Source organism: Streptococcus gwangjuense (assembly GCF_003627155.1).
Lineage (GTDB): Bacteria > Bacillota > Bacilli > Lactobacillales > Streptococcaceae > Streptococcus > Streptococcus gwangjuensis.
In genome coordinates, this window is the sequence record NZ_CP032621.1 from 1,765,616 (window position 1) to 1,780,674 (window position 15,059).

Below are 15,059 nucleotides of genomic sequence, written 5' to 3' on the forward strand. Positions count from 1 at the left end.
TTGAGTATAATAAAAAGGTAGCCCACCAGCTACCTTTTTATTATGCTTCCTCAATCAAGCGTGTATGTTCTCTCTTGATGCAACGATTCATCACGATGTCATCGCATCCACCAGCACGCAAGATTTCTTCCGCCTCTAGACTTTCAAGTCCTAGCTGTGCCCAAAAAATCTTGGCATCAGCTTTGAGAAAATCACGCGCCACATCAGGCAGAAACTCGCTACGACGGTAAACATTGACAATATCTACAGGAAAAGGAATCTCAGCTAGACTAGCATAAGCCTTTTCACCCAATATTTCACCACCTGCTACCTTGGGATTGACTGGGATAATTTTATAACCCCGAGACTGCATTTCCTTAGTCACTCGATTGCTAGTCGTTTCCTCACGGTCTGACAGGCCCACCACAGCAAGAGTTTTACTCGTTGCTAGATACTGACGAATCACGCCATCACTTGGATTGATAAATTCTTGACTCATAGAAATCCTCCTTTTTCATCAGTATAGCACATTTTGAAAAGGCTTGCAGATTTTTAATATAAAAACCTCCTAGCAGTTCACTTCTACTAGGAGTATATTTATTCTAAGCGAAAACTTAAATCTTTTTCTCAATACTGAAAAGTGGAGAAAGTGGGCGTTTTTCATGGATACGGACGATAGCATCCCCTAGGAGATGAGCGATTGAAATCTGCTCAATCTTATCAATCAAACGCTCTTCTGGCAGATAGATGGTATCCAAAACAACCAATTTCTTAATAGCTGATTTTTGGATATTGTCCATAGCAGGACCAGAAAGAACTGGGTGCGTACAGCTCGCATAGACTTCAACGGCACCAGCTTCTGCAAGGGCATCTGCCGCGTGACAAATCGTTCCAGCCGTATCAATCATATCATCAATCAAGATACAAGTCTTGCCTTCGACCTTACCGATGATGTTCATGACTTCACTAGTATTCATCTTATCAACGCTACGACGTTTATCAATGATAGCGATAGATGTTTTCAAAAATTCTGCCAACTTACGAGCACGAGTCACCCCTCCATGGTCTGGACTGACAACTACATAGTCAGAACCAACCATGCCACGACGCTCAAAATAATCCGCAATCAGAGGAGCTCCCATCAAATGATCCACAGGAATATCAAAGAACCCTTGAATCTGCGCAGCATGCAAGTCGATTGTCAATAAACGATCTACCCCAGCTACTTCAAGCATATTTGCGACAAGTTTTGAAGTGATTGGCTCACGCGCTCTCGCCTTTCTATCCTGACGTGCATACCCATAGTAAGGCATGACAACATTGACAGATTCTGCACTCGCACGCTTCAAAGCATCTACCATAATCAAAATTTCAAGCAGATTGTCATTTACAGGCGAACTAGTTGATTGTAGGATAAAGACGTGTTTCCCACGGATTGATTCTTCGATGTTGACCTGAATCTCTCCATCTGAAAATTGACGAACACTTGATTTCCCCAACTCTATCCCAATCTCCTGCGCTACACGTTCTGCCAATTCTTGATTAGAAGAAAGGGCAAACAGCTTTAAATCAGAAAAAGACATGATTTCCTCCGGTATATATGTATCGCTTGTGCTTTTCACAAGATTTTTCCATCTACCATTGTAGCGCTTTTTGCACTATTTTTCAATCAAAAATAAAAGAAGGGCACCATATTTGTACCCTTGCATCATTCTTTTCAAAAATATTCTAGTTCATCAACTCATTATGCTTCTCAACAAAGCGATAAGCCTGATAAAAACCATAGAGAGTAATAGCCGTAACCAATGGAATCGCTAATGGCAACTCTGTCTCCAACTCCACAAAAGGAGAGTTAAACAGGAAGTGAGTTCCCAAGGCTAAACCTAGGAAAATAAGCCCCTGTTTCTTGCCAACCTTCTGTCCTTTATAGGCTCTGTAAAGCAAGTAAACACCTACTACCGCCAAACCTGAAAAAGTCCAGTGAGAAGCAATTCCTGAGATAATACGCTCTAAAATTCTCGAAATAGTAAAGTCAAATCCCTCTGGTAAATCCGTACGAATGTAGCCAATATCCTCAATCATTTGGAATCCCAAACCAGAAGCAATCCCTAGTAAAAACAAAGATTTTAATTTTCGCACAGGAATCAAAGCTAAAACAAAAACAAGTGGCAACAATTTCAAGGGTTCTTCTACCAAAGGAGCCACAATCGCACTTTCAAAGGCATTTAAAAATGCACTATCTGGGAAAAGAACCCCCAATAAATCATGGATATAGGTATTAGCAAAGCTAGACAACCAGCCTGCAAGGAACATCCCACCCAATAAAGACAAGATCAAGGAGTTCTTTGGCAATTCCCATTTTTTCCCAATACGGAAAAGGAAATAAAGAGCCGGAATCATGTAAAAGAGAGCTAGAAAGATAGAAACTCCCAGTAGGCCATATTCCGCACCTGACATCGAACCATCCGTATAGTAGATGGTTTCATACTGTAAACCAATACATAGCAATAAAATAAAAATAAATAAAATACTGTTTTTCTTCATACACTTTCTTTCTAAATGAAGTGTTTATAATTCTACGACTGTCATACTTCCTGTATCCACATCGTAAATAGCACCAGAGATAATGACATCGTCTGGTATTAGGGGAGACTCGATAAGAAGTTGCATGTCCTCGCGTACACTCTCCTCTATATCTTGGAAGGGCAAGAAGTCCTGATCTGACACATCGACACCTAGTTCCTCTTTTAAATACTCCTGAAAAGGACCATTTTCAAAGGTCTGAGCACCACAGTCTGTATGGTGCAATACCACAATCTCTCTTGTCCCCATTTGTTGCTGGGAAATAACCAGCGAACGAATCATGTCCTCAGTCACTCGGCCACCTGCATTCCGCAAGATATGAGCATCCCCAAGTGCCAAACCTAGAGCTTGTGCAACGTGCAGACGTGAGTCCATACAGGTCACAATGGCTACTCTGGTTTTGGGTTTAAGTGGCAGATTTAACTGCCCATGTAGGGCAACATAAGCCTGATTAGCTTGCATAAACTGTTCAAAATACGACACGATTCCCTCCTCGAAAATTTGATAGTCAAATATTTCTCCTATCTTATCATTTTTAAGAAGATTTGTCACGGATTATGCAAAGACCTTTTTCAAAACTTCCTGAATCGTTGTCACTCCAATAACCTGAATTTCCTTAGGCGGAGTGATTCCTGTCAAGGAATTCTTAGGTACATAAATTTTAGTAAAACCCAGTTTAGCAGCTTCATTAATGCGCTGCTCAATACGATTCACGCGCCGAATTTCTCCTGTCAAGCCCAGTTCTCCCACAAAACATTCCTGAGGATTAGTTGGCTTGTCCTTGTAGCTCGAAGCAATGGCAACTGCAACGGCCAAGTCAATGGCAGGTTCATCCAATTTGACACCGCCAGCAGATTTGAGATAGGCGTCCTGATTTTGCAAGAGAAGACCTGCCCGCTTTTCCAAAACAGCCATAATCAAGCTAGCACGGTTAAAATCAAGTCCCGTCGTCGTACGCTTGGCATTTCCAAACATGGTCGGTGTCACCAAAGCCTGAACCTCCGCCAAAATCGGACGCGTCCCTTCCATGGTCACAACGATTGATGAACCAGTTGCTCCATCCAAACGCTCTTCTAAGAAAACTTGACTCGGATTGAGTACCTCAACCAATCCACCCGACTGCATCTCAAAAATCCCAATCTCATTAGTGGAGCCAAAACGGTTTTTGACCGCTCTTAAAATACGGAAGGTATGGTGGCGCTCCCCTTCAAAGTAAAGCACCGTATCCACCATATGCTCCAACATACGAGGACCAGCCAAGGTTCCTTCCTTGGTTACATGCCCTACGATAAAGATAGCAATATTATTGGTCTTGGCCAGTTGCATGAGCTCAGCCGTCACCTCACGCACTTGAGAAACAGATCCCTGCACCCCTGAAATCTCAGGAGACATAATAGTCTGAATGGAGTCAATAATGAGGAAGTCTGGTTGGATGCGCTCCACCTCAGCTCGAACACTCTGCATATTGGTCTCTGCATAGAGATAAAACTCGCTATCAATATCACCCAAACGCTCTGCACGTAGTTTAATCTGCTGGGCAGACTCCTCCCCACTGACATAGAGAACCGTCCCCACTTGAGATAGCTGGGTTGAAACTTGTAGGAGAAGGGTTGATTTCCCAATTCCAGGATCCCCACCGATAAGAACAAGACTTCCCGGTACCACTCCGCCTCCAAGTACACGGTTGAATTCCTCCATCTCTGTCTTGGTTCGATTGACATTGATAGAAGTCACCTCAGCCAGTTTCATGGGCTTGGTTTTCTCACCTGTCAAAGACACACGCGCATTCTTAACCTCGGCAACCTCAACCTCTTCTACAAAAGAAGACCAAGACCCACAGTTAGGGCATCGTCCCAGATATTTAGGGGAATTATACCCACAATTTTGACATACAAATGTCGCTTTTTTCTTTGCGATGATAAACCTCTTTCTATATCTCTAACTCACACTCAATCACTTGGCAAAAATCAATCTTCTCATTTGGCACAAACTGGCGCATGAGCATGTTGTGAGTTACCACTATCACGGTCTGGTAATCTCGATACTTAGCCATGCATTCTAGAAAACGAGACTTCATTTCCGTAGCTGTCTCATATTGAATAGGACTATTAGGAAGTAACTCCCCCTTATTTTCTAGAAACATAGTACGAGCTTTTTCAAAATTATCTGTGCCACTTTCATAGACCTGCCATTCATGTAATAATGGCTCCACTCTCAAAGGAAGTCCCGTAGCACAAACCACATAAAAAGCCGTTTCTAAAGCTCTTGTGACTGAAGAAGATATGATTATTTCAGCTGAAGGGAGTAAAGGATTGGTGCTCAATTTCTGGGCTTGTTGCCGTCCCTTCTCAGACAAGGGTGCCAAATCTATCCCAAATCCCGTATAAGAATGTTCCTCTAACTCACAATAATCTGGCTCCCCGTGACGTAAAAAGATAATCTTCATCTTAGTGTCCAGTTGACCCAAAACCACCAGTCCGCACACCATCAGCTGCATCTCCATCTGCAATTAAGAAAGAAGCAAAGACAGCCTGGACAACGCGTTCTCCAACTTCAAGAACAACCTCTTGGTCTGTGATATTCTTCATCTGCGCAAAAATATGCCCTTCATTCCCAGGATTTCCATAATAATCCCCATCAATGACCCCAACTGAATTAATCAAAACCAAACCCTTCTTACGAGGGTTTGAAGAGCGATCATAGAGATAGAGAACCTCAGTTGGTTGCATATAAGCCTTAACCCCTGTCGGAACCAATACAATCTCTCCTGGCGCAATAACTGTACGCACAGCAACCTTTAAGTCGTAACCAGCCGCATGCGCTGTCTCACGTTTGGGCAATAAATTTTCATCTGTAAAACTAGAAACCAATTCAAAACCACGAATTTTCATCATTTTCTCTTTTCTATTATCATTTACTCTAGATTATTCTATCTTATTTATTCGGAAAAAGCACGAAAAAAAGAGCACACAATTCAAATCGCTTAGGGCTGCTGGATTCCTCCCCTGACCCGCTTCACGCAGAACTGTTGCTCCACTATTTATTATATCACATTCCTATTCATTTTAAAAGCAAAATTATTTTTTCCGTCTATTTCTAAAGAAGTCCTGCATAATAGCTGCGCATTCATCTTCCAAAATTCCCGTTTCAACCTCTACACGATGGTTAAGACGCTCATCTGTCAAGATATCGTACAAACTCCCAGCAGCGCCAAATTTCTGGTTTTTAGCCCCATAGACCACGTTGGGAATACGGGCGAGTCCAATTGCCCCACTACACATGACACAAGGCTCAATGGTCACAAAAAGCGTGCAATCCAGCAAGCGCCAACTCTCCTCACTCAGGTTCGCATGCTCTATGGCCATAATCTCCGCATGCATAACCGCTCGCTGCAGTTCCTCACGCGCATTATGCCCGCGGCCAATGATTTCTCCGTCCTTGACAATCACACAACCAATTGGAATTTCATCGTGTTCAAGAGCAATCTCAGCCTCTCTCAAAGCTTCCCTCATAAAGACTTCTTTTTCTTCAACTGTATAATTCATCCGTTTCCCTTTTCCTACTTATCGATTTTATTATTATATCATGAATCCCAAGACAAAAAAAGCCACCGAATGCGGTGACTTTATAGGGAGATTATTATGAAAAAGAAAAGTTTAGGATATTTGTTACAACAAGTTAGGAGGTCTTCTTGTAACTGTCTATAGTATACCCGACCTATCTTAAACAAATCTTAAAAATCTCTTAGGACCAAACACTTTCTAAAATATTTGTTTGTTCACGACCAGGACCTACTGAGAAAGTAGAAATACGAACGCCAACCAATTCACTCACACGACGAACATAGTTACGCGCATTCTCAGGAAGATCTTCCAAATTACGAACTCCGGTAATATCTTCTGACCAACCTGGCAACTCTTCATAGATAGGCTTGCAACGCTTCAATTGCTCAAGACTAGCTGGATAGTAGTCAATACGTTGACCATCAAGATCATAGGCCACACAGATTTTCACAGTATCCAAACCGCTCAAAACATCGATAGAGTTCAATGAAAGATTAGTAATACCAGAAACACGACGACTATGACGCATCACAACTGAGTCAAACCAACCCACACGACGTGGACGACCAGTTGTTGTACCATATTCATGACCGACTTCACGGATACGTTCTCCCACTTCATCAAACAACTCAGTTGGGAAAGGACCATCTCCTACACGACTCGTATAAGCTTTACATACACCTACAACCTTGTCAATCTTACTTGGACCAACACCAGAACCAATTGTCACACCACCAGCTACAGGGTTTGATGACGTAACAAATGGATAAGTACCTTGGTCGATATCTAGCATAACACCTTGTGCACCTTCAAAAAGCACACGTTTACCGTTATCAAGTGCATCATTCAAAATGACAGATGTATCTGTCACATACTTCTTGATTTGTTGACCATATTCGTAATATTCTTCAAAAATATCATCGAAAGCAATCGCTTTACTGTCATACAATTTTTCAAAAAGACGATTCTTTTCAGCAAGGTTACGTTCTAAACGCTCACGGAAAATATCTTTATCCAAAAGATCTGCGATACGAATCCCAACACGAGCAGCCTTGTCCATATAAGCTGGACCAATTCCCTTGATTGTAGTCCCAATCTTATTGTCGCCCTTAGCTTCTTCTTGCAAACGGTCTAACTCGATATGGTAAGGCAAAATGACATGGGCACGATCAGAAATACGCAAGTTATCAGTTGTCACACCTTCCTCATGAAGATAGCTCAACTCTTTTACAAGAGATTTAGGATTTACAACCATACCGTTTCCAATAACAGAGATTTTTTCAGGGAAGAAAATTCCAGATGGAATCAAGTGCAATTTAAACTTCTTACCATCAATAACAATCGTGTGGCCTGCATTATCACCACCTTGGTAACGTGCAATCACTTCTGCATTCGCTGAAAGGAAGTCTGTAATCTTCCCTTTACCTTCATCACCCCATTGGGTACCTACAACAACAACTGAAGTCATAATCTTGTCTGAGCCCTCAGGCTCTTCCTTTCTCACATACATGGCAGGACTCTCACCTGCAATTATATCTTACAATTTATTATAAGAAAAAATCGCCTTTTTATCAAGAAGAAACAATAGAAAGATTTGCTATTTCCAACTATTAAAAAATGATTTAGAAAAATAACCAGCTATTTATTATTATATTTCTATAAAAAAGTAAATTTGTTCGGAAATTAACTCATACTGTCTCAACAAGCAACAAAACCTTGTTTCATTATCAATTTTTCAAGATACAAACGATAAGCAACACGATAATGGTAAACGATAAAATCCCTACGACACCCAATGCCATATCTAACTAAATAATAAATCAAAAATTTAAAATGAAAATGTTCCCAGTCCCAATTATTACCAAAGAAAGTAGCATACTCTTCTTCGATACTGTCATAGAAATCAGTCATCTGATCATAAATATTTTGTAGCATAAGCATACACTCCTTTACTTTTTATGATTTTATTCTAACAAAAAATTATAAACAGTTATTATAAAATCCTGAATTGCTCAAATACCAACCTCAAAAAGATAACAAATAGGAAAAGTTGACAGAATAGGAAGAAATTTACTACCTAAATTAGACTATTATAGATCTTATTAACTGTGTTAAATACTAAAAGAGACTGAGGTAAAAATCTTAAATTAAGAAAAACGCATATTATCAGGCATTATAATGTACTGACCCCAAAAGGTTAGACAATTAATTTATCCAAAGGATTTAGTTCTGTATTGTACAGGGCTAAGTCCTTTTAGTTTTACCTTAATTCGTTTATTGTTGTAGTAATCAATATAGTCTACAATAGCTTGTTCCAATTGCTTAAGCGACTGAAATGACTTCTCATAACCATAAAACATCTCCGATTTCAGAATGCCAAAGAAGGACTCCATCATACCGTTGTCTGGGCTGTTACCCTTACGTGACATGGATGCTTGAATTCCCTTACTCTCTAGGAACCGATGATAAGAATCGTGTTGGTATTGCCAACCTTGGTCACTATGGAGAATCGTATTCTCGTAGTGTTTCTCTGTGAAGGCCTGTTTCAACATCGTTTTTACTTGTTCTAAGTTGGGTGAAGTTGAAAGATTATAGGCGATAATTTCGCTATTAAAGCCATCTAAAACTGGTGATAAGTAAAGCTTTTGAGTACTTGCTGGAATGGCAAATTCTGACACATCTGTGTAGCACTTTTCCATTGTTTTAGAGCCTTCAAATTGACGTTGAATAAGGTTATCTGCCTTCTTGCCAACGTCTCCTTTATGGGAAGAATATTTTCGTTTCTGTCGCATTTTAGCTTGTAAATTGAGTACTTTCATCAAGCGTTGAACTCTTTTATGATTTACCAGATAACCACGATTTCTTAGTTCTAAATGAACCCGACGACAACCATAATTTCCCTTGTGTTCGATAAAAATGGATTGAATTTCAGCTTTAAGCTCTTGGTTCTTATCTGGTTTGTCTAGCTGTTTCAAGTGATAGTAGTAGGTCGAACGAGCTAGTTTAATGGCTTTTAGAAGAATATCTAACGAAAACTCAGTCATTAATTCTTGAACAATTTCTGTCTTTCTTCTTTCTCTTTTTCCTCCTTCAATCGGAGTTCTCTCAACTTTTTTAGGATGGCATTCTCCGCTCTCAGGTACTCATTTTCTGCTTGAAGACGTTCTAATTCTGTCCTCTCTTCAGGTCTCTTTTTTGGCTTACGTCCCATTTTAGGTACTCTCCCTCTTGTTTTCTCAACAATAGTATACCCGTTTTTCTTGTATTGTGCTAGCCAGTTAAGAAGTATCGTACGACTTGGGAGGCCGTATTCAAGAGAAACTCTATCTTTAGTCCAGCCTTCATGTAAGACTTTATGAATCATTTCTTGTTTTAAATCAGGAGAATAGTAACGATTTTTTCCTTTTTTGACGAACTCTATTCCGTAACGATCAATCAATTTAATCATGTACCTAATATTAGAATTGTTTATCCCAAATTTATTTGAAAGCTTCTCTAAGCCATATCCTTGTTTTCTAAGTTCATAGATCTTAACTTTATTATTATAATAAATTAATTTCATAATAAAAATACCCCAAAAGTTAGATTATTTCTGTCTAACTTTTGGGGTGCAGTTCAAAGTTAGATTTTTCAGACTATTTTTTAAATCTTTCTCAAGGACAAATATAAAATCGTCAACACTTTGAAAACTTCAAAAAAAGGATTTTCATCGCTATAAACATCAAAAAAGAAAGGACGAAATGTGTCCTTTCTTGTTTTTCTTAACTACTCCGCCAGTAGGACTCGAACCTACGACATCATGATTAACAGTCATGCGCTACTACCAACTGAGCTATGGCGGATTAAAGCTAAGCGACTTCCATATCTCACAGGGGGCAACCCCCAACTACTTCCGGCGTTCTAGGGCTTAACTTCTGTGTTCGGCATGGGTACAGGTGTATCTCCTAGGCTATCGTCACTTAACTCTGAGTAATACCTACTCAAAATTGAATATCTATTCAAACTAAGAAAACCGTTCGCTTTCATATTCTCAGTTACTTTGGATAAGTCCTCGAGCTATTAGTATTAGTCCGCTACATGTGTCGCCACACTTCCACTTCTAACCTATCTACCTGATCATCTCTCAGGGCTCTTACTGATATAAAATCATGGGAAATCTCATCTTGAGGTGGGTTTCACACTTAGATGCTTTCAGCGTTTATCCCTTCCCTACATAGCTACCCAGCGATGCCTTTGGCAAGACAACTGGTACACCAGCGGTAAGTCCACTCTGGTCCTCTCGTACTAGGAGCAGATCCTCTCAAATTTCCTACGCCCGCGACGGATAGGGACCGAACTGTCTCACGACGTTCTGAACCCAGCTCGCGTGCCGCTTTAATGGGCGAACAGCCCAACCCTTGGGACCGACTACAGCCCCAGGATGCGACGAGCCGACATCGAGGTGCCAAACCTCCCCGTCGATGTGAACTCTTGGGGGAGATAAGCCTGTTATCCCCAGGGTAGCTTTTATCCGTTGAGCGATGGCCCTTCCATACGGAACCACCGGATCACTAAGCCCGACTTTCGTCCCTGCTCGAGTTGTAGCTCTCGCAGTCAAGCTCCCTTATACCTTTACACTCTGCGAATGATTTCCAACCATTCTGAGGGAACCTTTGGGCGCCTCCGTTACCTTTTAGGAGGCGACCGCCCCAGTCAAACTGCCCGTCAGACACTGTCTCCGATAGGGATCACCTATCCGGGTTAGAGTGGCCATAACACAAGGGTAGTATCCCAACAACGTCTCCTTCGAAACTGGCGTCCCGATCTCATAGACTCCTACCTATCCTGTACATGTGGTACAGACACTCAATATCAAACTGCAGTAAAGCTCCATGGGGTCTTTCCGTCCTGTCGCGGGTAACCTGCATCTTCACAGGTACTAAAATTTCACCGAGTCTCTCGTTGAGACAGTGCCCAAATCATTACGCCTTTCGTGCGGGTCGGAACTTACCCGACAAGGAATTTCGCTACCTTAGGACCGTTATAGTTACGGCCGCCGTTTACTGGGGCTTCAATTCATACCTTCGCTTACGCTAAGCACTCCTCTTAACCTTCCAGCACCGGGCAGGCGTCACCCCCTATACATCATCTTACGATTTAGCAGAGAGCTGTGTTTTTGATAAACAGTTGCTTGGGCCTATTCACTGCGGCTGACGTAAAGTCAGCACCCCTTCTCCCGAAGTTACGGGGTCATTTTGCCGAGTTCCTTAACGAGAGTTCTCTCGCTCACCTGAGGCTACTCGCCTCGACTACCTGTGTCGGTTTGCGGTACGGGTAGAGTATGTTTAAACGCTAGAAGCTTTTCTTGGCAGTGTGACGTCACTAACTTCGCTACTAAACTTCGCTCCCCATCACAGCTCAATGTTATAGAACTAAGCATTTGACTCAGTTCACACCTCACTGCTTAGACAGACACTTCCAATCGTCTGCTTTAGTTAGCCTACTGCGTCCCTCCATCACTACATACTCTAGTACAGGAATATCAACCTGTTGTCCATCGGATACACCTTTCGGTCTCTCCTTAGGTCCCGACTAACCCAGGGCGGACGAGCCTTCCCCTGGAAACCTTAGTCTTACGGTGGACAGGATTCTCACCTGTCTTTCGCTACTCATACCGGCATTCTCACTTCTATGCGTTCCAGCACTCCTCACGGTACACCTTCATCACACATAGAACGCTCTCCTACCATACCTATAAAGGTATCCACAGCTTCGGTAAATTGTTTTAGCCCCGGTACATTTTCGGCGCAGGGTCACTCGACTAGTGAGCTATTACGCACTCTTTGAATGAATAGCTGCTTCTAAGCTAACATCCTAGTTGTCTGTGCAACCCCACATCCTTTTCCACTTAACAATTATTTTGGGACCTTAGCTGGTGGTCTGGGCTGTTTCCCTTTCGACTACGGATCTTAGCACTCGCAGTCTGACTGCCGACCATAATTCATTGGCATTCGGAGTTTATCTGAGATTGGTAATCCGGGATGGACCCCTCACCCAAACAGTGCTCTACCTCCAAGAATCTCTAATGTCGACGCTAGCCCTAAAGCTATTTCGGAGAGAACCAGCTATCTCCAAGTTCGTTTGGAATTTCTCCGCTACCCACAAGTCATCCAAGCACTTTTCAACGTGCCCTGGTTCGGTCCTCCAGTGCGTCTTACCGCACCTTCAACCTGCTCATGGGTAGGTCACATGGTTTCGGGTCTACGTCATGATACTAAGGCGCCCTATTCAGACTCGGTTTCCCTACGGCTCCGTCTCTTCAACTTAACCTCGCATCATAACGTAACTCGCCGGTTCATTCTACAAAAGGCACGCTCTCACCCATTAACGGGCTCGAACTTGTTGTAGGCACACGGTTTCAGGTTCTATTTCACTCCCCTCCCGGGGTGCTTTTCACCTTTCCCTCACGGTACTGGTTCACTATCGGTCACTAGGGAGTATTTAGGGTTGGGAGATGGTCCTCCCAGATTCCGACGGGATTTCACGTGTCCCGCCGTACTCAGGATACTGCTAGGTACAAAGACTATTTTAAATACGAGGCTATTACTCTCTTTGGCTGATCTTCCCAAATCATTCTTCTATAATCTTTGAGTCCACATTGCAGTCCTACAACCCCGAAGAGTAAACTCTTCGGTTTGCCCTCCTGCCGTTTCGCTCGCCGCTACTAAGGCAATCGCTTTTGCTTTCTCTTCCTGCAGCTACTTAGATGTTTCAGTTCACTGCGTCTTCCTCCTCACATCCTTAACAGATGTGGGTAACAGGTAGTACCTGTTGGGTTCCCCCATTCGGAAATCCCTGGATCATCGCTTACTTACAGCTACCCAAGGCATATCGTCGTTTGTCACGTCCTTCTTCGGCTCCTAGTGCCAAGGCATCCACCGTGCGCCCTTATTAACTTAACCTTATTTTTTCTGACCTTTCAGTCATAAACTCTTATTAATACTACAGCGTTTTCGGTTTATTTTCTTGTTACTATTTGATATAGATATTCAATTTTCAATGTGCATTACTTGGTGATCTCTCACCAATGGAGCCTAGCGGGATCGAACCGCTGACCTCCTGCGTGCAAAGCAGGCGCTCTCCCAGCTGAGCTAAGGCCCCACAAGACCTCTCAAGACTAAACAAGACCAATGCGCAGTTCCTTATCCTTAGAAAGGAGGTGATCCAGCCGCACCTTCCGATACGGCTACCTTGTTACGACTTCACCCCAATCATCTATCCCACCTTAGGCGGCTGGCTCCTTACGGTTACCTCACCGACTTCGGGTGTTACAAACTCTCGTGGTGTGACGGGCGGTGTGTACAAGGCCCGGGAACGTATTCACCGCGGCGTGCTGATCCGCGATTACTAGCGATTCCGACTTCATGTAGGCGAGTTGCAGCCTACAATCCGAACTGAGACTGGCTTTAAGAGATTAGCTTGCCGTCACCGGCTTGCGACTCGTTGTACCAGCCATTGTAGCACGTGTGTAGCCCAGGTCATAAGGGGCATGATGATTTGACGTCATCCCCACCTTCCTCCGGTTTATTACCGGCAGTCTCGCTAGAGTGCCCAACTGAATGATGGCAACTAACAATAGGGGTTGCGCTCGTTGCGGGACTTAACCCAACATCTCACGACACGAGCTGACGACAACCATGCACCACCTGTCACCTCTGTCCCGAAGGAAAGCTCTATCTCTAGAGCGGTCAGAGGGATGTCAAGACCTGGTAAGGTTCTTCGCGTTGCTTCGAATTAAACCACATGCTCCACCGCTTGTGCGGGCCCCCGTCAATTCCTTTGAGTTTCAACCTTGCGGTCGTACTCCCCAGGCGGAGTGCTTAATGCGTTAGCTGCGGCACTAAACCCCGGAAAGGGTCTAACACCTAGCACTCATCGTTTACGGCGTGGACTACCAGGGTATCTAATCCTGTTTGCTCCCCACGCTTTCGAGCCTCAGCGTCAGTTACAAGCCAGAGAGCCGCTTTCGCCACCGGTGTTCCTCCATATATCTACGCATTTCACCGCTACACATGGAATTCCACTCTCCCCTCTTGCACTCAAGTTAAACAGTTTCCAAAGCGTACTATGGTTAAGCCACAGCCTTTAACTTCAGACTTATCTAACCGCCTGCGCTCGCTTTACGCCCAATAAATCCGGACAACGCTCGGGACCTACGTATTACCGCGGCTGCTGGCACGTAGTTAGCCGTCCCTTTCTGGTAAGATACCGTCACAGTGTGAACTTTCCACTCTCACACTCGTTCTTCTCTTACAACAGAGCTTTACGATCCGAAAACCTTCTTCACTCACGCGGCGTTGCTCGGTCAGACTTCCGTCCATTGCCGAAGATTCCCTACTGCTGCCTCCCGTAGGAGTCTGGGCCGTGTCTCAGTCCCAGTGTGGCCGATCACCCTCTCAGGTCGGCTATGTATCGTCGCCTTGGTGAGCCGTTACCCCACCAACTAGCTAATACAACGCAGGTCCATCTGGTAGTGATGCAATTGCACCTTTTAAGCAAATGTCATGCAACATCTACTATTATGCGGTATTAGCTATCGTTTCCAATAGTTATCCCCCGCTACCAGGCAGGTTACCTACGCGTTACTCACCCGTTCGCAACTCATCCGGAGAAGCAAGCTCCTCCTTCAGCGTTCTACTTGCATGTATTAGGCACGCCGCCAGCGTTCGTCCTGAGCCAGGATCAAACTCTCATTAAAAGTTTGAGTTCTCACTCATTTCTGTCACTGACAGATTTATTGTTTTTTCATTGTTCAGTACTACAACATTAGTTGTAGTGCCCTGCACATTGGTTCGTCTTGTTCAGTTTTCAAAGGTCTTTGTCATTTGCTTCTCTCAAGTGACAACTATATTAGTATATCACAGTCGCTTTCGCTTGTCAACACTTTTTTGAAAC

11 protein-coding genes, 2 tRNA genes, 3 rRNA genes and 1 other RNA gene are annotated in these 15,059 nt (G+C 43.3%); all 17 read right to left on the reverse strand.

Annotated elements, in window-relative coordinates; all coding sequences use genetic code 11:
• Positions 1 to 40 precede the first annotated feature (40 nt).
• The 17 genes from D7D53_RS08920 to D7D53_RS09005 all read right to left on the reverse strand — a co-directional run bounded on the left by D7D53_RS08920 (position 41) and on the right by D7D53_RS09005 (position 14,862).
• Positions 41 to 478 (reverse strand): CoA-binding protein, encoded by a 438-nt coding sequence (locus D7D53_RS08920; protein ID WP_120770745.1) that lies wholly within the window; start codon positions 476 to 478, stop codon positions 41 to 43.
• Between the two features lie 115 nt (positions 479 to 593).
• A complete protein-coding gene (locus D7D53_RS08925) occupies positions 594 to 1,562 on the reverse strand; it encodes a ribose-phosphate diphosphokinase (protein WP_078238233.1) in 969 nt (322 codons plus the stop codon).
• 145 nt (positions 1,563 to 1,707) lie between these two features.
• Entirely contained in the window at positions 1,708 to 2,523 is an 816-nt protein-coding gene (locus tag D7D53_RS08930; RefSeq protein WP_120770746.1) for a PrsW family intramembrane metalloprotease, read from the reverse strand.
• Positions 2,524 to 2,547: 24 nt separating this feature from the next.
• The gene (locus D7D53_RS08935) at positions 2,548 to 3,045 is read right to left on the reverse strand and encodes a beta-class carbonic anhydrase (protein ID WP_004237611.1); all 498 of its coding nucleotides are present in this window, start codon (positions 3,043 to 3,045) and stop codon (positions 2,548 to 2,550) included.
• Between the two features lie 72 nt (positions 3,046 to 3,117).
• Entirely contained in the window at positions 3,118 to 4,479 is a 1,362-nt protein-coding gene (gene radA, locus D7D53_RS08940; RefSeq protein WP_077804517.1) for a DNA repair protein RadA, read from the reverse strand.
• 13 nt (positions 4,480 to 4,492) lie between these two features.
• On the reverse strand, positions 4,493 to 5,050 hold the full coding sequence (locus D7D53_RS08945) for a histidine phosphatase family protein (RefSeq protein ID WP_162927897.1): 558 nt from the start codon (positions 5,048 to 5,050) through the stop codon (positions 4,493 to 4,495).
• Positions 5,010 to 5,453: a dUTP diphosphatase gene (locus D7D53_RS08950; protein ID WP_061864865.1), complete on the reverse strand. Its 444-nt coding sequence runs from the start codon at positions 5,451 to 5,453 to the stop codon at positions 5,010 to 5,012. The genes D7D53_RS08945 and D7D53_RS08950 overlap by 41 nt, the downstream gene beginning before the upstream one ends.
• A 56-nt stretch (positions 5,454 to 5,509) precedes the next feature.
• Positions 5,510 to 5,607, reverse strand: an RNA gene (gene ffs, locus D7D53_RS08955) — signal recognition particle sRNA small type.
• Between the two features lie 32 nt (positions 5,608 to 5,639).
• Positions 5,640 to 6,107: a tRNA adenosine(34) deaminase TadA gene (tadA, locus tag D7D53_RS08960; RefSeq protein WP_120770748.1), complete on the reverse strand. Its 468-nt coding sequence runs from the start codon at positions 6,105 to 6,107 to the stop codon at positions 5,640 to 5,642.
• A gap of 199 nt (positions 6,108 to 6,306) precedes the next feature.
• Positions 6,307 to 7,593 carry an adenylosuccinate synthase gene (locus D7D53_RS08965; protein ID WP_001832534.1) on the reverse strand — a complete coding sequence of 429 codons (1,287 nt, stop codon included), beginning with the start codon at positions 7,591 to 7,593 and terminating at the stop codon, positions 6,307 to 6,309.
• A gap of 230 nt (positions 7,594 to 7,823) precedes the next feature.
• Positions 7,824 to 8,060, reverse strand: a complete 237-nt coding sequence (gene comW, locus D7D53_RS08970; RefSeq protein WP_120770749.1) for a sigma(X)-activator ComW — start codon at positions 8,058 to 8,060, stop codon at positions 7,824 to 7,826.
• A 275-nt stretch (positions 8,061 to 8,335) separates the two neighbouring features.
• A protein-coding gene (locus D7D53_RS08975; RefSeq protein WP_120770750.1) for an IS3 family transposase occupies positions 8,336 to 9,687 on the reverse strand; the annotation gives its coding sequence in 2 pieces (ribosomal slippage) (positions 8,336 to 9,243 and positions 9,243 to 9,687; 1,353 coding nt in all).
• Positions 9,688 to 9,893: 206 nt separating this feature from the next.
• A tRNA-Asn gene (locus tag D7D53_RS08985) sits at positions 9,894 to 9,967 on the reverse strand.
• Positions 9,968 to 9,972: 5 nt separating this feature from the next.
• Positions 9,973 to 10,088 (reverse strand): 5S ribosomal RNA (rrf, locus tag D7D53_RS08990).
• 76 nt (positions 10,089 to 10,164) lie between these two features.
• Positions 10,165 to 13,066, reverse strand: a 23S ribosomal RNA gene (locus tag D7D53_RS08995).
• A 126-nt stretch (positions 13,067 to 13,192) separates the two neighbouring features.
• Positions 13,193 to 13,265: transfer RNA gene (locus D7D53_RS09000), tRNA-Ala, on the reverse strand.
• A gap of 51 nt (positions 13,266 to 13,316) precedes the next feature.
• Positions 13,317 to 14,862 (reverse strand): 16S ribosomal RNA (locus D7D53_RS09005).
• Together the 16S, 23S and 5S rRNA genes with 2 tRNA genes alongside form the textbook arrangement of a ribosomal RNA operon.
• Positions 14,863 to 15,059 lie beyond the last annotated feature (197 nt).